This window comes from Mesobacillus thioparans, from assembly GCF_965138835.1.
Classification (GTDB): domain Bacteria; phylum Bacillota; class Bacilli; order Bacillales; family Cytobacillaceae; genus Mesobacillus; species Mesobacillus thioparans.
This window is the reverse complement of sequence record NZ_CBCSFH010000002.1, coordinates 38,080-58,112: the sequence shown is the minus strand read 5'-3', so window position 1 is coordinate 58,112 and position 20,033 is coordinate 38,080. Positions and strand designations below refer to the sequence as shown.

General features: G+C 42.3%; 17 protein-coding genes. 8 read left to right on the top strand and 9 right to left on the bottom strand.

Going from position 1 to position 20,033, the window contains the following annotated elements:
* The first annotated feature begins 13 nt into the window (after nucleotides 1–13).
* From ACNAZ4_RS04780 to ACNAZ4_RS04760, 5 genes are all read left to right on the top strand, one after another.
* On the top strand, nucleotides 14–805 hold the full coding sequence (locus ACNAZ4_RS04780; protein ID WP_415813065.1) for an alpha/beta fold hydrolase: 792 nt from the start codon (nucleotides 14–16) through the stop codon (nucleotides 803–805).
* Between the two features lie 80 nt (nucleotides 806–885).
* Complete coding sequence (locus tag ACNAZ4_RS04775) at nucleotides 886–1,167, top strand: DUF3219 family protein (protein ID WP_415813064.1); 282 nt, start codon at nucleotides 886–888, stop codon at nucleotides 1,165–1,167.
* A gap of 3 nt (nucleotides 1,168–1,170) precedes the next feature.
* Nucleotides 1,171–2,172 carry an LLM class flavin-dependent oxidoreductase gene (locus tag ACNAZ4_RS04770; protein ID WP_415813063.1) on the top strand — a complete coding sequence of 334 codons (1,002 nt, stop codon included), beginning with the start codon at nucleotides 1,171–1,173 and terminating at the stop codon, nucleotides 2,170–2,172.
* A 250-nt stretch (nucleotides 2,173–2,422) separates the two neighbouring features.
* Nucleotides 2,423–3,139: a YebC/PmpR family DNA-binding transcriptional regulator gene (locus ACNAZ4_RS04765; RefSeq protein WP_415813061.1), complete on the top strand. Its 717-nt coding sequence runs from the start codon at nucleotides 2,423–2,425 to the stop codon at nucleotides 3,137–3,139.
* A gap of 174 nt (nucleotides 3,140–3,313) precedes the next feature.
* The gene (locus ACNAZ4_RS04760) at nucleotides 3,314–4,363 is read left to right on the top strand and encodes a mechanosensitive ion channel family protein (protein ID WP_415813060.1); all 1,050 of its coding nucleotides are present in this window, start codon (nucleotides 3,314–3,316) and stop codon (nucleotides 4,361–4,363) included.
* 120 nt (nucleotides 4,364–4,483) lie between these two features.
* Here ACNAZ4_RS04760 and ACNAZ4_RS04755 read toward each other — a convergent pair whose 3' ends face one another.
* Together ACNAZ4_RS04755 and ACNAZ4_RS04750 are read right to left on the bottom strand one after the other, a co-directional pair.
* On the bottom strand, nucleotides 4,484–5,128 hold the full coding sequence (locus tag ACNAZ4_RS04755; protein WP_415813059.1) for an SDR family oxidoreductase: 645 nt from the start codon (nucleotides 5,126–5,128) through the stop codon (nucleotides 4,484–4,486).
* A gap of 174 nt (nucleotides 5,129–5,302) precedes the next feature.
* On the bottom strand, nucleotides 5,303–6,544 hold the full coding sequence (locus tag ACNAZ4_RS04750) for a dicarboxylate/amino acid:cation symporter (RefSeq protein ID WP_415813058.1): 1,242 nt from the start codon (nucleotides 6,542–6,544) through the stop codon (nucleotides 5,303–5,305).
* Nucleotides 6,545–6,751: 207 nt separating this feature from the next.
* On the opposite strand from ACNAZ4_RS04750, the gene ACNAZ4_RS04745 reads away from it, so the two are divergent.
* Nucleotides 6,752–7,312 carry a class I SAM-dependent methyltransferase gene (locus ACNAZ4_RS04745; RefSeq protein WP_415813057.1) on the top strand — a complete coding sequence of 187 codons (561 nt, stop codon included), beginning with the start codon at nucleotides 6,752–6,754 and terminating at the stop codon, nucleotides 7,310–7,312.
* Nucleotides 7,313–7,383: 71 nt separating this feature from the next.
* Here the strand turns inward: ACNAZ4_RS04745 and ACNAZ4_RS04740 are convergent, their stop codons facing one another.
* Complete coding sequence (locus ACNAZ4_RS04740) at nucleotides 7,384–8,610, bottom strand: MFS transporter (protein ID WP_415813055.1); 1,227 nt, start codon at nucleotides 8,608–8,610, stop codon at nucleotides 7,384–7,386.
* A 222-nt stretch (nucleotides 8,611–8,832) separates the two neighbouring features.
* Here ACNAZ4_RS04740 and ACNAZ4_RS04735 point away from each other — a divergent pair, with 222 nt between their 5' ends.
* On the top strand, nucleotides 8,833–9,792 hold the full coding sequence (locus ACNAZ4_RS04735) for a nucleoside hydrolase (RefSeq protein WP_415813054.1): 960 nt from the start codon (nucleotides 8,833–8,835) through the stop codon (nucleotides 9,790–9,792).
* Nucleotides 9,793–9,835: 43 nt separating this feature from the next.
* Here ACNAZ4_RS04735 and ACNAZ4_RS04730 read toward each other — a convergent pair whose 3' ends face one another.
* On the bottom strand, nucleotides 9,836–11,056 hold the full coding sequence (locus tag ACNAZ4_RS04730) for an MFS transporter (protein WP_415813053.1): 1,221 nt from the start codon (nucleotides 11,054–11,056) through the stop codon (nucleotides 9,836–9,838).
* Nucleotides 11,057–11,206: 150 nt separating this feature from the next.
* Between ACNAZ4_RS04730 and ACNAZ4_RS04725 the strand changes: the two genes are divergently transcribed.
* Nucleotides 11,207–11,767: a flavin reductase family protein gene (locus ACNAZ4_RS04725; RefSeq protein ID WP_415813052.1), complete on the top strand. Its 561-nt coding sequence runs from the start codon at nucleotides 11,207–11,209 to the stop codon at nucleotides 11,765–11,767.
* 572 nt (nucleotides 11,768–12,339) lie between these two features.
* Here the strand turns inward: ACNAZ4_RS04725 and ACNAZ4_RS04720 are convergent.
* The 5 genes from ACNAZ4_RS04720 to parE all read right to left on the bottom strand — a co-directional run bounded on the left by ACNAZ4_RS04720 (nucleotide 12,340) and on the right by parE (nucleotide 19,795).
* Nucleotides 12,340–12,831, bottom strand: coding sequence for a staygreen family protein (locus tag ACNAZ4_RS04720; RefSeq protein WP_415813051.1), 492 nt, complete (start codon nucleotides 12,829–12,831; stop codon nucleotides 12,340–12,342).
* An 80-nt stretch (nucleotides 12,832–12,911) separates the two neighbouring features.
* Entirely contained in the window at nucleotides 12,912–13,670 is a 759-nt protein-coding gene (locus tag ACNAZ4_RS04715) for a hypothetical protein (RefSeq protein ID WP_415813050.1), read from the bottom strand.
* A gap of 89 nt (nucleotides 13,671–13,759) precedes the next feature.
* Complete coding sequence (locus tag ACNAZ4_RS04710; protein ID WP_415813049.1) at nucleotides 13,760–15,184, bottom strand: alanine/glycine:cation symporter family protein; 1,425 nt, start codon at nucleotides 15,182–15,184, stop codon at nucleotides 13,760–13,762.
* 199 nt (nucleotides 15,185–15,383) lie between these two features.
* Nucleotides 15,384–17,819 (bottom strand): DNA topoisomerase IV subunit A, encoded by a 2,436-nt coding sequence (gene parC / locus ACNAZ4_RS04705; protein ID WP_415813048.1) that lies wholly within the window; start codon nucleotides 17,817–17,819, stop codon nucleotides 15,384–15,386.
* Nucleotides 17,816–19,795, bottom strand: a complete 1,980-nt coding sequence (parE, locus tag ACNAZ4_RS04700; RefSeq protein ID WP_415813047.1) for a DNA topoisomerase IV subunit B — start codon at nucleotides 19,793–19,795, stop codon at nucleotides 17,816–17,818. The genes parC and parE overlap by 4 nt, the downstream gene beginning before the upstream one ends.
* Between the last annotated feature and the right edge of the window lie 238 nt (nucleotides 19,796–20,033).

The following is a 20,033-nucleotide window of genomic DNA, read 5'->3' as shown; positions in this document are numbered from 1 at the left end:
TGGAGCGAATGCAATGAATACACAAAAAATAAAGGCAGCAGACACAGAAATTAGTTTTTATGACGAAGGAAAGGGAAAACCGATTGTCCTTATTCATGGTTTTGCCGGCGGGAAAGAGTATTGGGACAAAATCATTCCTGTTCTGGCTAAAGAGAATCGCGTGATTGCCGTGGATCTCCATGGACATGGAGAATCTGGCATGGCGAAGGATCATTATTCGGTTGAGGATATGGCAGGAACGATTAAGGAACTTATAGATCATTTAAGGCTTGAGGAAGTGACAATGTTTGGCCATTCACTTGGCGGTTATATTACTCTGGCTTTTGCTGAGCTTTATCCTCAGTACTTGAATGGGTTTTCATTGGTCCACTCCACGGCAAATGCTGACAGTGAAGAAGCTAAAAAAGGCAGGGATGCGAATTCCGAAAAAATACAGGAGGAGGGTCCTGGTTCATTTATCGATGGACTATCCAAAAAGCTCTTTTCGCCTGATAACCTTGAGTTGAATATGGATGAAATTGCGGAGACAGTCAAAATCGGCCTTAAGACTTCTGTGAAGGGACTTGTCAGTGCACTGGCTGCGATGAAAAACAGACCGGATCGGAATTATGTACTGGAAGAGACTGAACTTCCGGTGCTATTGATTGCTGGTGAACTCGATCAAATCGTTCCACCAGAGAAAACATTTACGGTTGATAAACCAAATATCCACAAATACATTATCAAAAACAGCGGACATATGAGCATGTATGAACAACCAAATGATCTGGTGAAAGCAATGCACGACTTCCTTGCTAAACTATAAAAGCGTCTAATAGCCTGCCCATTTTGGTCAGGCTTCATCTTTTAATCTTAGTGATGTTTGATGAGTTAGAAGTGTTGTATTTGGTTAAAGAAATCGTTTTAGATGGCTATCCAATAGTACTCAGTAAATTTGAATCGTTCATTGAAGATGGTTTTCGTTTTGTCTCAGTTGAATTCCCTGTGACTACCGAAATCTACCATGATGTCACTACATTATTGTATAAAGGCGAATTTCAGGTGAGGATTTCCGGTTACCCAGACTTTCTCGGAAGAATCGTGGAATACTCTACTTCTGTTACAAACCTGTATGAAAGCGGACAGGTGGGCCAATTCAAGTTAGCATTGATGGAGGTGAAAAACTAAACGATGAAATTAAGCATTCTTGATCAGGCACCGGTTTCCAATAACCAGACAGCAAGAGAGGCATTGGAGCAATCTGTCTTGCTGGCACAGACAGCAGAGCGATCAGGATATACTCGCTACTGGATCGCTGAGCATCATGACCTGCCTGGATTGGCCTGTCCAGCTCCTGAAGTGATGCTCCCATATATAGGTGCGAGGACAAGCAGGATCCGTATTGGTTCCGGTGCTGTCCTGCTGCCTCATTATAGACCATATAAAGTAGCGGAAACTTATAATATGCTGGCAACCCTATTCCCGGACCGGATCGATATAGGGATAGGCCGTGCACCAGGCGCCTCCGCGGAAGTGACAAATGCATTATCTGGACATTTCCTCCAGAATGTATGGAAGATGCCTGAAACGCTGAAGGATTTACTTCATTTTATCCATGATGATTATCCTGAGGAAAGTGAAAACGCTAAAATCAAGGCTTCGCCACTTCCAGAAATCCCTCCCGAACCGTGGCTTCTAGGGACAAGCAAGAAAAGCGCACTGCTGGCTGCAGAGCATGGCCTGGCATACGCATTCGGGATGTTCATGAGCGACAAGGATGCCATGGAAATATTCAATCTCTATAAAGATTCTTTTCAGCCAGGGAGCATAGAAGCACCGAAAACGATCCTGGCTGTTTCGGCCGTATGCGCAGAGACAACTGAAAAAGCGGAAGAAATCGCTCTAAGTTCACTCTGCTGGAGCCTCCAGAGGAAAAACGGAGGGGGACTAAGTGGCGTGCCGTCCATTGATGAAGCAAAAGAGTTTATTCTCTCATCCAGCGAAAAGGAAGAAGAGCTAAGAATAATGAGACAAAAGATGATCATCGGAGATCCTGCTGATGTAAAGGCAAGACTGCTTGAATTACAGAAACAAACGAAAACAGATGAAATTATGATCATAACCATTACATATTCTCCACAGGACCGTCTGAATTCTTATTCATTAATTGCAGAACACTTATTGGAAGGTTAGCGTCGTATCGAGATCACTCATTAAGATATTAAAGTATGCATACAGTATTTATGCAGTACAGACTAGCCTGGCTCTCTCCTAAGGTGGATTCTTAGTTCAGTCACTAAAATCCACCTCTTAGCCGGCGATTGTTTTCTATTAACAAATTGCCTTTTTAAGGTATAATATTATTTGAGAAAAGCTGCATGGCTTATATTTTAGTATCTTCAGCTTGCAGTTAACTGATATAACTTGAAAGAGAGTGGAATATATGGGTCGTAAATGGAACAACATCAAAGAAAAGAAAGCATCCAAGGATGCAAATACCAGTAGGGTTTATTCTAAATTCGCCCTGGAAATTTATGTTGCAGCCAGGCAGGGGGAGCCAAATCCGGAATCTAACCAGGCTCTGAAATTCGTCCTCGAGAGAGCGAAAACATATAATGTACCAAGAGTCATTATTGACCGGGCTATTGATAAAGCCAAAGGCGGAGGAGAAGACAGCTATGACGAACTCCGTTATGAAGGCTTTGGTCCAAACGGTTCAATGATCATTGTAGATGCACTTACAAACAACGTGAATAGAACCGCATCCAATGTGCGGGCTGCTTTTGGCAAGAACGGCGGCAACATGGGCGTGGCCGGGTCGGTTTCCTACATGTTCGATAAAACAGCGGTAATCGGCTTTGAAGGAAAGTCAGCCGATGAAGCTCTGGAAATTTTAATGGAAGCTGATGTGGATGCACGTGATATCCTTGAGGAAGAAGAATCAGTCATTATCTATGGTGAGCCTGAACAATTCCATGCGATCCAGGAAGCTTTCAGGAATGCCGGTGTAACGGACTTTACTGTTGCTGAATTGACAATGCTTCCACAAAACGAAGTAGCCCTTGATCCGGACTCACTAGCCCAGTTCGAGAAGCTTGTAGATGCTCTGGAAGATTTAGAGGATGTCCAGCAAGTTTATCATAATGTTGAATTGGATTAATATGAACACCCCATTCCTATGGAATGGGGTGTTTTTGCGTAAATTGGCTGCCACATTCCAAAAGGGAAGGGAGCCTATTTTGTGAATACTGTTCGTGAGCACTTTTAATCCGGGAAGTTTAATCCCTTTGATTTTCAGGAATAGACAGATATATTGAAATGACAGGTGGTATACATGGTAGATACTTTCATCAAGGACATCTCACGTGAAGAGATCATCAGACTGGCCATAATGCTGGTGATCATCATCCTATTTAATTGGGGAATCAAAAAGCTGGCAAAGTTTTCTGCGGCAAAAAAATCACAGCTATTTCAGAAAGCTTTGCCTATCATTGATTCTATTGCAGATTGGATCACCTTTTATGGCATCATCATTTTGTTATTGCTGACCATCCCTAAAACCGAATGGCTTTTTTATACCATATACTCTAACCGTGAAGTTGAAGTGACAATCCTGATGATTGTAATAGCCTTCATGATTGTGTCACTTGCGCACAGATTAATTAAGCTATTCAATAAGTATATTTTGTCAACCGTCTACGATCACTACGGAGTGGACAAGGGGATAGGATTTACCTTTAATCAAATCATCTATTATATTGTCATGTTTGCCGCAATTGCAATAAGCCTGACAAGCGTCGGAATCAATCTGACGGCCCTTGGTGCAGTATTCGGTGTTCTCGGTATCGGAATTGGCTTTGGGATGAGGAACGTGGCTGGCAACTTTATATCAGGCATTATCATTTTATTTGAAAGACCAATTGAAGTGGGGGAAATTATCCAAATCAATGATAAAGTGGGGCGTGTCGAAAATATACGCTTAAGATCAACCGTCATCCGCACTGCCAAGGAAGGGACATTGATTGTGCCCAATCAGTACTTTATCGAACAAATCATCAAAAACCGGACAAGTGCATCGATGATGGCTGAGGTTAACGTTAGTGTGGCTTATGGGGCAGATACCAAGAAAGTGCAGGCTCTTCTCGAAGAGGCGGTAGCGGAAATCAAGTTGAATGAAAAGGGAATTCTTGATCAAACACCTTCTGATATCCGTTTTGTTGATTTCAATAATAAGGCCATGGAATTCCTGATTGAAATACCAGTAGTTAATTTTGAAATCAAAGAGCAAATCGAAAGTAAATTAAGGCATAATATTGCCGCCATTTTCATAGAAAATGATATCCAGCTGCCCAGTATGACGTTTCAGATGGATGAAAGTAAGTGACCTTTAGACCAAAAGATCTCTCAGGGCAGGGGATATTGTAACAATGAACTTGTAAGGAGAAAAGAATATAACCCACAAAAAAGAGTTTACCAGGCTGGTAAACTCTTTTTCATATTCTGTTTATAGGGTCTTTAGTGCTTCTTCCACAGGTTTATCACCGGATACTACATCGAAGGATTTCCTGAATGTTTTCTCTTCATTCAAGGATGACAGGATGGTCCTTGCTACATCATTTCTTGGGATCGAGCCTCTGTCCAGGTTTTCGGCAACTTTTACTTTGCCGGTTCCAGCTTCATTCAGCAATCCCCCTGGCCTAATGATGGTATAATTCAAACTGCTTTGCAGCAAAGCCTGGTCTGCATAGTGTTTTGCAACATAATAAGGTTTGATGGCATCAGACCAGTTTTCGCGATTGTGGGCTTGCAGGGCACTGACCATGATGAACCTGTCGATTCCAGCCTGTTCTGCAGCTTCAACTGTTTTAACTGCACCATCCAGATCAACTAAAAGTGTTTTATCCTGCCCTGTATGTCCTCCTGATCCTGCCGCGAACACAACCGCATCACAGCCCTTTGCTGCTGAAGCAATTTCTTCAACCGAACCTTCAAGGCTCGCAATCACCGTTTCAGCACCTTTTTCCTCAAAATCTTTTGCTTGTTCAGGTTTTCGCAGCATTGCTTTGACATCGTGCTCGCTGCTTTCAAGAAGCAGCTCGACAAGCTGTTTCCCAATCTGTCCGTTTGCCCCTACAACTAATACTTTCATTTTCGACCTCCTAAAAAATATATTCCTATGCAAATGAGCATCACCATTATAATCTACCCTTAAAAATAGATTGTAAAATGATTGGCTGCAGAAATCGGATTAGGAATGATAAATGACAAAAAAAAAGCCGCCCTTTGAAAGGGCAGCTGCTGATATCCTACAGGGAAGGTGCAATTATGCTGTTACGTTTTCTTCTATTTCCACCTCTCCAAATGTTTCACCTTCAGAGCGGGCGACATAGACAGCGCATGCAGCATCTCCAGTTATGTTCACTGCTGTCCGGCACATATCAAGGAGACGGTCAACCCCAAGCACTAACGCAATGGCTTCAACCGGCAGGCCTACTGATGTTAGCACCATTGACAGCATGATCAATCCAACTCCGGGGACACCGGCTGTTCCGATACTTGCAAGCGTCGCAGTCAAGATGACAGTCAATAATTGACCCAGTCCTAGTTCCGCCCCATATACCTGGGCGATAAAGATGGTCGCAACCCCTTGCATGATCGCCGTTCCATCCATATTGATGGTCGCTCCCAGCGGCTGTACAAACCCGCTGACACTTTTAGAGACTTTCAGGTTATTTTGCAAAGTTTTCATTGATATCGGCAGGGTAGCAGCACTGCTAGAAGTGCTGAAGGCAACTACCATGGCAGGGGAGAACTCTTTAATGAATTTGATAGGATTCAGTTTACCAAGCACAGATACTGCTGATCCGTAGGTAATGACCATGTGAAGCAAAAGTACAAATAATACGACAAACATGTATTTGCCCATGGCTGCGATGGCCTCTAATCCCTGGCTGCCAATGGCTGTAGCAATCAAACCAAAAGCTCCATAAGGGGCAAATTTCATGACTGCCTTAACAAGATACATCATGACTTCATTTGCCTGTTCAACCAGCTTGATTAATCCCTTTGCTTTTTCTCCGACTCTTGCTATTCCAAAACCAATGATGATCGAGAATGCAATCACCTGCAGCATAGAGCCCTCGACCATGGCACCCAGGGGATTGGCTGGAATAATATTTAACAATGTTTCAATCACCGGAGGAGCTTCGGCTGCTTCAAAGTTTGCGCCGTCCAATTGGAAGCTGCCTGAACCAGGTTGGACGAGAAGAGCCATTCCAATCGCCAAAACCAAAGCAATACCGGTAGTGATCAAAAAGAATGCAATCGTTTTGCCGCCGATTCTGCCAAGCTTTTTTGGATCACTGATTCCAGCTGTCCCCAATATCAGTGATACGATGACAATCGGAACAACAAGCATCTTAATCAAATTGACAAAAATCTTTCCAAGCGGTACAAACACATAACCATTGACGGTTTCGAACGCTCCAGGCATGGCCAAGTTAAAAATAAGACCAACAATGATACCGAGCCCCATACCATAAAGGATTTTACGAGTTAATGACATTTCATCTCCTCCTTTAAAAAATAAAAAATGAAAGCGCTTACTAAAATAACTGTTAATTATAAATATTTTGTTACATTTAAAGTATGACCAAAAATGATAAAGTTTTCAATATATTTTCTGAATATTATAAAAATATTTTACGATTTTGAGAAAGATTTTATATGGTATATTCGTGTTAAATCCAATTTCAGGAGGCAAGGATATTTAATGGACTCTCAAGAAAAATGGAATTCAAAATACAAGGATCGATTGACTAAGAAATTATCACCTGAACCAAATAATAGATTACTGAATCTGTCTCGATATTTTGGCGAAGGAAAAGCGCTCGATATTGCTTGCGGTCTTGGCGGCAATAGTATTTTTCTTGCAGAAATGGGTTATGAAGTGACAGCGATTGATATTTCGGATGTGGCTGTTGATTATGTTCAAGAGCAGGCAGCCGACAAAAAGCTGAATATTACTGTTAAAACTGCTGATCTCACGAAGGAAGCATCTGTTTTTACAGACGTGAAATATGATCTGGCCGTGATGACCTACTATCTCGATCGTTCATTGTTTCCACTGATGAAGGAATTGATCAAAGCAGATGGATATTTGTTCATTGAAACCTTTTTTCAAAATGGATCTTCAGGAAACCAGAGTGTTTCGAATCGATACAAATTGGAATCGAATGAATTGCTGAAAGAATTCGGTGACTGGAGAGTTCTCTATTTCGAGGAAAATGAACAGGAAGGACGTCAGACAATTTTTTGCCAGTACCAGCGATAAACTAAAAATCTATAGTAAGAAAAAGCAGAACCAGTTCAATCCTCTGTTTCTGCTTTTTAAAAGAAATACGGTTATATAGTTTCCGCCATGACTCTTCGTTCCAATTTTAAAGCAACAAACAAGAAGGAGAACGCTGCAGCCATCCTGAATAGAGAGATAAGATTCATAGCAGCAGCCATGCCCAGGCCATTAAGAAGCATGACACCCAACTGTGGGGCAATAAATCCGACGATTGAAAGCAGGAAGTTATAATTGGCAATATAATTCGTGCGGCCTTTTTCTGGTGATGCCTTAAGGAGCTGGTTGAACAATAACAGGTTGGTTCCTGAGACGAACAAGCCGATCCATAGATTGATCAATGTTAAATAGACAAGATTAGCAGAAAGTATGGTTAAAGCAGGTGCTGTTGCCATACCGGCTGCGGCGATGAATAATACAAAGCTGTTTCCCCGCCGGTCTGCTGCATTCGCCCACCATTTTATACTGATGATTTGTGCAAGCTGGTTCGTGACAGAAAACAGGCTTAACCATAAAGCCGTCGCGTTTGCCTCTTTAATTTGATAGATACTGAATAGCGACCATGCCATCTGTGCAGTAAAATTGAACAGCAAAGCGGATACAACGAATGCTAAAAACGGTTTATGTTTAAAGAGGTGAAGTGAAAACTTCTTTCTTTTTTCTTCTACAATCTCTTCATTTTTTCTTTTTTCAGGTTCCTTGTGTTTTATAAGAAAATAAACCTCTGCTGCCGCAAACAGAAAGGCAGCAATAAACAGTACCTGGTATGGAAAAGCATGACCTTTATCAAACTGTTGCAGAAACACTCCTGTACCAAAAGTTACAGCCATTGCGGCAATCGTGTTATATCTATTTCGTGAGCTGAAAAATTCTCCTCTCCGCTTTTCGGGCACCAGGTCACCGATCATGGATTGCCATGAAAGACCTGATAAGGCACCAGGGAAGTTAAGCAAAGCGATTAGAATCACCAGCGCCCATGCTGCATACGGACTACCGAGAAATGGAACGAAAAGAATCAAGCTGAATAGCAGGCGGGCAACGAATGTTGAAATGACCGCAAAATTCTTTTTACTTTGCACTTTATTCAGCCAAATTGCCCCTGGAATCAATGCAAGCATTCCTATAATTGAAGGAAGGGAGACAATCAGCCCTATTTGCTGGTTTGTGGCTCCAAGAACACTAATGGCGAATAAAGGAATATAACCGTTGACCATATTGGCAGCTGCGGTGGAAGCAAGTCCGTTATAAATGCTCCACTTCTCATTTCCATGAAATTTCAATCTATTTTTCCCCTCTCAAAAAAATCACACGAGATGGATTGTACGATTTTGCTTCTCAATAGGCAATAGAAGCATGTAAAAACAGTACATTCAGCATACCTTCTCAATAAAGAACAAAACTCCAGTTCCTTATGAAATACAGGCTTAATTCAAAAAGAGAATGAAACGATGAATGGTTAGAATATAATAAAACAATGTCAAAGAAAAAGAGGGAGGGGAGCCATGTACAATATCCTTTTGTTTACGGATTCCGGGGTGGATGATTCGCTGGCCTTGATGTACGCTTTGCTTCATCCGCAGCTGAATGTTGTCGGTGTCGTAACTGGGTATGGAAATATAACAAAAAAACAGGCAATCAATAATACTGCCTATTTGCTGCAGCTGGGAGGAAGAGAGGAAATACCGATCATCGCTGGTGCTTCAGGCCCCTTATCCGGTGAACTGGCAACCTTTTATCCGGAAATCCATGGGCCAGAAGGTCTTGGCCCAATAAGGCCGCCAGAGGATATGGGAGAAGTTAAGGTATTCGATATTGATAAAATTCTCGATATTGTGAATGAGTACCCTGATAATCTGGTGATTGTTGGTGTCGGAAGGCAAACGGAACTGGCTATCCCATTTATTCTCTATGGAGAGGATGCCTTCAAAACAGTTAACGCTTTTTATATCATGGGAGGTGCATTCCTTGTACCTGGAAATGTTACAGCAGAAGCCGAAGCTAATTTTTATGCAGACCCTATTGCTGCCAACCAGGTGCTGGAGAAGGCAAGAAATGTATTCCTGCACCCATTGAACATCACCAATCAAGCGATTATCCCCCCGGCTGTAATCGATTACCTTGCAGAAAATAGCCATTCTCCTTTCAAAGATCTGATCAAGCCTGTATATGATTATTACTTTGAAGCATACAAAGAGAATGTACCTGGCATCCAGGGAGCGCCGTTGCATGATGTGATCACTTTAAGTGCCCTAGTGAATAGAAACCTCGTCAAATATCTGCCGAGAAGAGTAACCGTTGAGCTGTTCGGCCGCGCCAAAGGGAAAAGCATGGCGGACTTCAGGCCTAAACCAGAGCCTGAACCGGAAGAAGACCTGGACTGGATCGGCATGGAGGCTGACATTCCAGCTTTCATCGAAGATTTCACCTTTGTTTTCATGGGAAGTAAGACAACTAAAGAATAAATTAAAAAACTCCCTTGCAGAAAAGGGAGTTTTTCGTGTGGGATCATAAGCTTTGTTTTACTTCTTTATACTTCCTCATGCTGGCATTTGATACGAGGATCACCAGAATGCTAGAGGTGATCAATGTTCCATGGAAGACCCAGACCATTTTTGCCAACGAAAGAGCCTCCAGCAGGATAGGTGCAACCACAAATCCCAGCGCAAATCCCAGTGACTTTAATAGCATGCCAACTCCAAATATTCTCCCTCTAATATAATTATCTGTTTTCTGAAGGATGGTAGCATGCAGGGTGGTGAAGCATGCATCAAAGATTCCCGTTAAGAAAGCAAACATCAGGACGATCCAAATATTTATATTCGAGAGAAACGTTATGAAGCCAGCTGACATCAAGATTGCTGAAACAAAATAGGTACGATACAGGTGATTTCCCTTGATAAAATTCACCCTAGGCAAGAGCAGGGTGGCCAATACAGAGCCTATTCCCCAAACGCCCCAGATCAATCCGTATATTAAGCTTTGTTTGCCAGAATCTATAGCGTCAGCCAACAAAGGGATTCCCAGGTTATGTGAGGCACCAGCGAAAGACCCGATGAGAAAAATGATGTTTACGTATAACAACATCGGTACAGATAGAATGAAAGAATATACTTCTTTTAAATCTTTGCCGATCTGAGAAAGTTTTTCTCCCACTCCAGACGCTATATGCTCTGTAACGACTGGCGAGGTGGTTTGCCATTTGATTTTGATCAGTACGGCTGCTGATAACAGATAGGTGGCTGCGTCGATGATCAAGGTAACCTGGTATCCAAGAAAATCGGTAATCACTCCAGCGCCAATGAATCCAAAAACGAGACTGATCGATGTCAGTCTTGAAATCAGCGCGTTCGTTTCAAGGACTTTATCCTGGCCGAAAATTTGCGGAATTTCAGCACTGTAGCTTACTGCAAAAAAGCTGCTTGTTAACCCGATCAGGAAGCATACAATCAGGATCATAACCGGATTAGGGAAGGGAATTAAGCTAAGGATGATGACCGCCCGAAAAATATCGGTCCATATCATGATTTTCCTGCGGTCAAAACGATCTGCAAGGACACCCGAAAATAAGCTCGATAACACCCCGCCTAAGGTGCGGAATGCCATTGTCGCAGCAAGCCATGCGGGACTTCCCGTAGCGATATACATTAAAACATTGATTGCAATTAAATCCATAAAAGTACCGAGATCCGAAAATGCTTTTACATAAAGAAATATTTTACGGTTCATAAGAAGTCTCCCTTAATCCTGTTTAGTCATTCTGTTTAATTTTAAAGATTTTGAATATACTTCGCAATACGAAATTTCAGTTTTTTGTTATAATAGGATTAAAATCTGGCAGTGGGTTCTCTTAAATCCAGACAGGGAGGAAGTTAGCTCATGATTCAAAGAATCAATCAAACTGTGATGCATAGTTATCCAGGGATGGTGGCACTTGTAACGGTTAGTCATAAGGGCGTAAAGAATATAATGGCAGCCGGCTGGCATACTTATATATCCTATGAACCGCCAATTTATGGCGTAGCAATCGGACGTGAACGTCATACGTATCAATTGGTAAAAGAGGCAGGTAAATTCGCCATTAACTTTGTCCCATTTGAAAACGCAGCGCTCATTCAGCAAGCAGGTGTATATTCCGGATCCAACATAGATAAATTCGAGACAATGAATATCCGATTTGAACATGGATCCTTAACAAATTCACCAATCCTGAGTGATGCATACATAGCATATGAATGCGAAGTCATTGACCGTAATAGCTATGGCGACCATGATTTGTTCGTTGCGAATATCGTACAATTTTACAAAGATCAAAATCAGTTTCTTGAAAATGGATTGCCGAATTTCAAGAAATTATGTATTCCGCTTTATCTGGGAAGATCTCAATATACGAGTGTGAATGGTAAAAGTGAATTTATAGCACATAAAGTCGAGGAATAGTGAGCAGTATAGTCGGGATAAATGCCAGTTTGGATTAATTTATCCTGATTACTTTAAGAAGGGTGAGAGGAGAAGTGTTATTGATTGTTAACAAAAAATATTTTATCTAGTTTACATAACATAAATTCTCGGAAGTTATATATAAAATCCATAATCACATCTCAATATCTAAGTATACTTAAATCAGTGAGACGGAGTTAAAAATTTCAAAGGTTTTTGTATTATGACTTAAATAATAACTTATCTTTTTGTTTCAAAATTTTTATCGAGTTTTTGTCGCACTCACATTTTAGATCATGTCATTTTTCACAATGATTTAATTCTTTATATTTTGTTCATATTGTATACGTAGTTGTTTATTAATTCTATATCTTAATGATTCTCGGCATTAATCTTTTTCTTGATTTTATTAAAATTTAGTGAAAACCTTGAACAAGGTTATTCCCAGTTGCTCTTAACATCCTCATAGCTACACGGAATTAGGTTTCTTATTTAATTAGTTTACATAATATAGTTATGTTGAAATTAGCCTTCTTTTCCCTTCAATAATGAACAACCAAAAAAACACAGGTCTAAACCTGTGTTTCTGTCATTCTCGTCGTATTAACTTTATTTAAATAGTATCTTGGTGTTCCATAATAAACGATTTCATTGAACTCCGGGAAACTGGACGAAAATTTCACATAAATTGGTGCGTCCAGCAGCCATGGATGATAGGTGAAAAAGCTCCTATCTCCATAAATCATTGCTGTCAATGCTAAATCCAACTCCCGTTTGAATATCATATACCTGATGCGTGACATGTTAAGATCATATTCCCCGTTGCTGACATATACGTTTGCGAACAGGATATATTCACCGTTGATGGTTAGCCAGTCAGCCAATACTTCATCGCGCATTTTATAGTTAATGGCTTGATAATCATAGACATTCCCTATAGCTAAAAACAACTCTCCGCTAAGGTCCGAGTGCGTCAAAGTATATTTTCTGCTGTCAATTGGCATGTAAGCTGTTGCCGGCGGAATATAACTTACCGTCAATTTCTCTGGATTGAATTTGCTCATGGCAGAAGGCTCCTTCCTGAAAAAAGAATCCTTTTCCAATAGCATATGCCATACAGATTTGATTCGTGACATTCGCCTATTTAACGGGAAAAAAGATTGATTACATCTGCTTTCAAGAGTTTCCATTTACCATTTTCATATAACCACGTTGATTCCAGATTTGCAATTCCATCAGCATTGTATGCTCCATTTATTCGCTGACTCCCAATTAACCCATATTGTTGATCATTGACTTTCACGGGCTTTAAAGTTCCAAATGGAAGCACCATCAATTCAGTAGGTTCATTCAATTTTCCGTTATGATAAAGACCAAGCCTGTCATAATCCGCTTTCCTATCGCTTAAGTCAAAAGTATAGGACTGCCCTGTTTGCTCAATTCGAACAGTAGCTTTATAAGCTTCTTCGAATTGACTGCTCACCGTCAAGGGTTCCGGCACAGTCAGATTGACAACCTTAAAGTCTTTTAATGTATATAAATAAAAATTCAACAACCCCCCGCTTCCGCCAGTGGGAACGCTGATAAAGATATCTTTTACAGAATCATGATTAAGGTCTTTATATTTGGTAGACGGGTCGTATCCCCCCTCAAGCTCGATCTTATATGTTTTCCCATCTGACGCTTTTATTTTTAAATAGATTTCTTTAAGGAACTGTGTACCTTCTTCGAATGGCACACCTTTTACATAAATTACATCCTTCTTTCCATCACCTGTGATATCAACTTTTTCTTCTGATACTGTCACCGTCTTCTCATTGGAATCCCCTGCATAGGCGCCAGTCAAGGCAGTCAATGACATAAAAAAGAATGCGGTGAACGTGATCAATAGTTCCTTTTTCATTGTGCATCCCTCCGATATAGTTAATATCTCTAAAACTGGAAAAAAGATACATAAAAAAACCCCCTGATTCTTCAGAGGGTTTAAAGTAATTATTCCTTAATTTGAGCTTTCTCTCGATAATCCCATGATTCTATACCGGTAAGACCTTCAATCGAATCAGCATAGAAAACAGGGTCCTTCCCTTGTTTCCGCTGTTCCCTGTAATCCTTTAGTGCTGCCATAGCGATCTTGGCGAGCAAGGTAATGGCCACCAGGTTAATTAGCGCCATGATTCCCATGAATAAATCCGCCAGATTCCATACAATCGCCAGATCGACGACTGAACCAAACAGGACCATTGCGATGACAGCAAGTCGATAGACCAATAATGTCGTCTTGCTATCTTTGATGAACTCAATATTCGTTTCACCATAATAGTAATTCCCGATAATTGAAGTGAATGCAAATAGGAAGATGGCTCCACCAATGAACGCTGGTGCCCACGAACCTACATGGGTTGTCAGGGCTGCCTGGGTTAACTGAATACCATCTAAATCAGCATTCGTGTATTCTCCAGACATAATGATAATGAACGCTGTTGCTGTACAAATCAAAATTGTATCTGTAAATACGCCAAGTGTTTGGATTAATCCTTGTTTTACAGGATGAGTCACGGCAGCAGTAGCAGCTGCGTTTGGCGCACTTCCCATTCCGGCTTCGTTTGAAAACAGACCTCTCTTGATTCCCATCATGACTGCCGCTCCCATACCGCCGCCCATCACTTCCTGAAGTCCGAACGCGTTTTTGACAATCAGTGAGATCATGGCTGGTAATTCACTGAAATTCGTGATCACAATGAACAATGCAAGAATTAAATACAGGACTGCCATGATTGGCACAATGATCTGTGATACAAACGCTATTCTTTTGATCCCGCCAAATATGACAACAGCTGTCATAACTGAAAGGATGATTCCCATCCAAAAACGATCAAATCCAAATGCCTCGTCAAATGCCAGAGAAATGGTGTTGGATTGAACAGAGCTGAAAACCAATCCGAATGTGAAGACAATGATGACGGCAAAGAGTATACCCAGCCACCTTTTATTCAACCCGCGTTCCATATAGTAAGCCGGACCGCCGCGGTATTCATCCTTGTCTTTCACCTTATAAATTTGCGCAAGGGTGCTCTCAATGAAGCTGGAGGCTGCGCCTACGAACGCAATTAGCCACATCCAGAAAACGGCACCAGGTCCACCTGCGGAAATTGCTGTCGCCACTCCTGCAAGATTACCTGTACCTACCCTGGAAGCAAGACTGACCGTGAACGCCTGGAACGAAGACCGGCCCCTTTTTCCTTCAGAAGAGACAGTTGCCGGGTCCATTAGTACCCTTATCATCTCAGGAAAGTATTTAAACTGAACAAATCTTGTTCTAAAAGTGAAATATGTACCTAATACAACCAGGACTGCAATTAAGATATAGCTCCACATATAGTTGTTTAATTCCGATATGATGTTGTTGAGAACCTCCATAAAAAACTCCTTTGCTCCTTGGTAATAAGTTATTATGATATAGCTTTTAATGTACCAAATGGACGCCCGCATTACAATGGTACATAGTTTCCAGTATCCCTTTTATCTGAGATAACTGGGAAGTCCTTTTAGCATATACCCTGAAGATAGAAATAAAAAACAAAAAACACAGCTAAATTGCTGTGTTTTTTTCTGATAATTATTCTGTTGCCTGATTGGTTTCACTTTTCCAGGCGATTACAAGCTTACCAGTTTCGCTTTCATCAATTATGAATGATCCGTTTGTATAGCGATCACTATTCCTCAGATCTGCTGCTTTCAACGAAACGATTTGCTGTTTCTCGGTTAGGAAAAAGATTTCATCTCCACTACGCACTGCTTCAACACCAATAATACGATGTGGATTCGCCTTCAATTCACGCAGCATCACGACTCCACGTTTTGCACGTGATGTTTTCTCGAATTCGGAAAGTTTCATTTTCTTGACCGCACCACGCTGGGTTGCAATGACAATGGATGGATTTTCGTTGGCATCGATGACTTTGCCGCCAATAACAAAGTCTCCATCCTTCAGGTTCATTCCCTTAACTCCGGCTGCCCGGATCCCGATAGTACTGACGTCTTCTTCGCTGAACCATAAACCGTAGCCAAAGTGAGAGACAAGGAATAAATCCTTTTCTCCATTTGTTAAATGGACATCGACAACTCGATCATCACCTTTGACATTGATGGCGGTTAATGGCTTCGAATAGCGCTGAGCTTTATAGAGGCTCAATTCGGATTTTTTCACCATACCATTCTTCGTTACAAACACAAAGAACAGTTTTTGTTCGAAATCGGTAACTGGTACCGCTTTGATGATTTCTTCATCTCTATCAAGCGGGACGATATTGGCCACATGCTGACCAAGGTCTTTCCAGCGGATGTCAGGGAGTTCATGGACTGGTAAATGGAGATAGCTTCCTTTGTTGGTGAACAACAGCAGGACATCCTTGGTGTTCATATTCAACTGGGATAACAGCCTGTCGGTATCCTTCATGGCGAAATCCTGTCCATTGGAGGCTCCAAAGGATCGTTGGCTCGTCCGTTTTACATAACCATCCTTCGTTACCGTGACAATCACATCTTCACTCGCAATCAGCACCTCAAGGTTGATTTTGATTTCCTCAATTTCTTCCTCGATTTTCGTCCGGCGATCATCTGAGAAGCGCTTCTTGACATCCTTCAGTTCCTTCTTGATGACTGAAAAAAGCTTTTTCTCGCTTCCAAGAATGGCGGTTAGTTCTTCGACCTTCTTGGCCAGCTCCTCTGCTTCGGCCTGGAGCGCAGTAATATCAGTATTCGTCAAGCGATAAAGCTGGAGGGAAACAATCGCTTCGGCCTGGACTTCAGTGAATTCGAACTTCTGGATCAGATTATCTTTTGCATTTCGTTTATCTTTTGAAGCACGGATTGTCGCAATCACCTGATCCAGGATGGACAATGCCTTCATTAAGCCTTCGACGATATGCTGTCGGTCACGGGCTTTTTGAAGGTCATACTGTGATCTTTTTGTAACGACATCCTTCTGATGGCCGATGTAGGCATCAAGAAGTTCAGCAAGCCCCATCAATACTGGACGTTTCTTATTGATGGCAACCATATTGAAGTTATAGGTGATTTGCAAATCGCTGTTCTTGTAAAGATAGTGCAAAACACCGTTTGCATCGGCTTCCTTCTTCAGTTCGATCACAACACGAAGGCCCGTGCGGTCAGTTTCATCACGAACTTCTGAAATCCCTTCAACTTTCCTGTCCAAACGGAATTCATCAATTCTCTTGACGAGGTTGGCCTTATTAATTTCATAAGGAACTTCCGTGATGACGATCTGCTGTTTGCCGCCGCGGATATCCTCGATTTCCGCTTTGCCGCGGACAATGATTTTACCCTTGCCAGTCTTGTAAGCTTTGGCAATGCCTTCGACACCCTGGATGATTCCGCCCGTCGGGAAGTCCGGTCCTTTGATCACTTTCATCAGATCTTCGACCGTGCAGGCAGGGTTGTCCATCCTCATGATGACCCCATCAATCACTTCCGCTAAATTATGTGGCGGAATATCTGTGGCATATCCAGCTGAGATTCCTGTCGAGCCATTCACAAGCAGGTTAGGGAACATAGCAGGAAGTACGGTAGGCTCACTGGACGTGTCATCAAAGTTCGGGATGAACTCGACTGTCCTCTTTTCGATATCCCTTAAAAGCTCGCCAGCAATCGCTGATAATCTTGCTTCTGTATAACGCATCGCCGCTGGAGGGTCACCATCGATGCTTCCGTTATTACCGTGCATGTCAACAAGGTAATTCCGCACTTTCCAATCCTGGCTCATACGGACCATTGCTTCATAGACAGAAGAGTCACCGTGCGGATGGTAGTTACCAATGACGTTTCCGACTGTCTTAGCTGATTTACGGAAGCCCTTTTCACTTGTGTTGCCTTCAACATGCATGGCATACAGAATCCTGCGCTGAACAGGCTTCAGCCCGTCGCGGGCATCCGGCAGGGCACGTTCCTGGATAATATATTTACTATAGCGGCCGAATCGGTCGCCTAAAACGTCTTCTAAAGGGAGGTCACGAAATTTTTCTACTGAACTCATTCGCCTTCAACCTCCTCAGCAACTGAGATGTTTTCATTTTCCAGAATATTGCTGTCTTCCTCGAGGCCGAAAGCAACATTCGATTCAATCCACTTCCTGCGGGGCTCTACTTTGTCACCCATAAGTGTCGTGACTCTTCGCTCCGCTCTTGCAGCATCGTCAATCCTGACGCGAATCAATGTCCTTGTTTCAGGATCCATTGTTGTTTCCCAAAGCTGATCAGCATTCATCTCGCCTAGACCTTTGTAACGCTGGATGATGTAACCCTTGCCGACCTTCTTGATGGCCCCTTGCAGTTCTTCATCACTCCAGGCATATTCAATGATTTCCTTTTTGCCAGTACCTTTGCTGACTTTATAAAGCGGCGGAAGGGCTATAAAGACCTTGCCTGCTTCAATGAGCGGCTTCATGTACCGGTAAAAGAAAGTCAGCAGCAGCACCTGGATATGGGCTCCATCGGTATCGGCATCTGTCATGATGACAATCTTGTCGTAGTTGATATCTTCCACATTGAAATCGGACCCTACACCCGCACCGATCGCGTGGATGATCGTATTGATTTCCTCGTTTTTGAAAATGTCCTGGAGCTTTGCTTTTTCGGTGTTGATGACTTTTCCTCGCAGTGGCAGGACGGCCTGGAACTTCCTATCCCGGCCCTGCTTGGCTGAACCGCCGGCAGAATCCCCCTCGACAAGGTACAGTTCATTTTTCGCCGGATTCTTCGATTGAGCCGGAGTCAATTTGCCTGATAGCATCGCATCCGATTTCTTTCTCTTTTTCCCGCTGCGTGCATCCTCACGTGCTCTACGGGCAGCTTCCCGGGCCTGATAAGCCTTGATCGATTTTCTGATCAGCAACGTACTGACATCCGGATTTTCCTCAAGGAAATAAGACAAATGTTCAGAAACGACCGAATCGACCGCTGACCTGGCTTCACTTGTCCCAAGCTTACCCTTTGTCTGACCCTCGAACTGAAGCAATTCCTCCGGGATTCGGACAGAAACAATTCCTGCAAGTCCTTCGCGAATATCCGCTCCATCCAGGTTCTTATCCTTTTCCTTGAGCAGACCAACCTTACGGGCGTACTCATTGAATACCCGGGTCATCGCAGTCTTTGCGCCTGCTTCATGTGTTCCTCCATCTTTCGTCCTGACATTGTTGACGAAGGACAGAACGTTTTCTGAGTAACCATCGTTGAACTGGAAGGCAAACTCAACTTCTATTTTGCTGTATTCGCCTTCAAAGCTGACCACCGGATTCAGGACATCTTTTTCCTCGTTCAAATATTCCACAAATGCCTCGATGCCTGTTTCAAAGTGGAAGACATCTTTCTCATTATTGCGGTCATCGATCAGCTCTATTTTCAAACCTTTTAACAAAAAGGCCGATTCGCGGAGCCTTTCAGACAGTGTGTCATAGTTATATGTCAATGTAGAGAAGATTTCAGCGTCTGGCTTGAAATGGATCGTTGTCCCTGTCTGATTGGTCTTGCCGATTTTCTCAAGAGTTGTCACCGGTTTTCCGCCGTTCTCGAAACGCTGCTCATAAACAAAGCCATCGCGTTTGATGGTGACAACAAGCCATTCAGATAGAGCGTTTACGACTGAGGCGCCGACACCATGCAGTCCTCCGCTAGTTTTATAACCGCCCTGTCCAAACTTCCCGCCTGCATGAAGAACAGTAAGGATGACTTCAGGAGTCGGCTTTCCAAGCTTATGCATTCCTGTAGGCATACCACGCCCCTTGTCCTGGACGCTGATTGAATTATCTTTATGGATTTTGACGATGATGTGATTACCGTATCCGCCAAGTGCTTCGTCAACGGAGTTATCAACGATTTCATAGACGAGGTGATGAAGACCCCGGGTATCTGTGCTGCCAATATACATACCAGGTCTTTTACGGACCGCTTCAAGGCCTTCCAGTACCTGAATGGCATCATCATTATAATCAAAAGCTTGCTGATTTCTTGCCACGAACATACCCCTTTCATTTCTTGCAAACAACATTGACGGTTTTTATGTATAGTGTCAATGAATTCCTTAAGTATTCCTCTTTTTTGTCAAAAGAATATTAAAAAAATATGCATTTTACCAATACCAGAACAATTGTTCTCTTTGTTTATTTTACCATAATAATGGCGTCTATGCTTAATTGTAGCGATTAATTGGGATTTGGCAAACGGATTTAAAGAATTAATTTCGAAATTTGTCA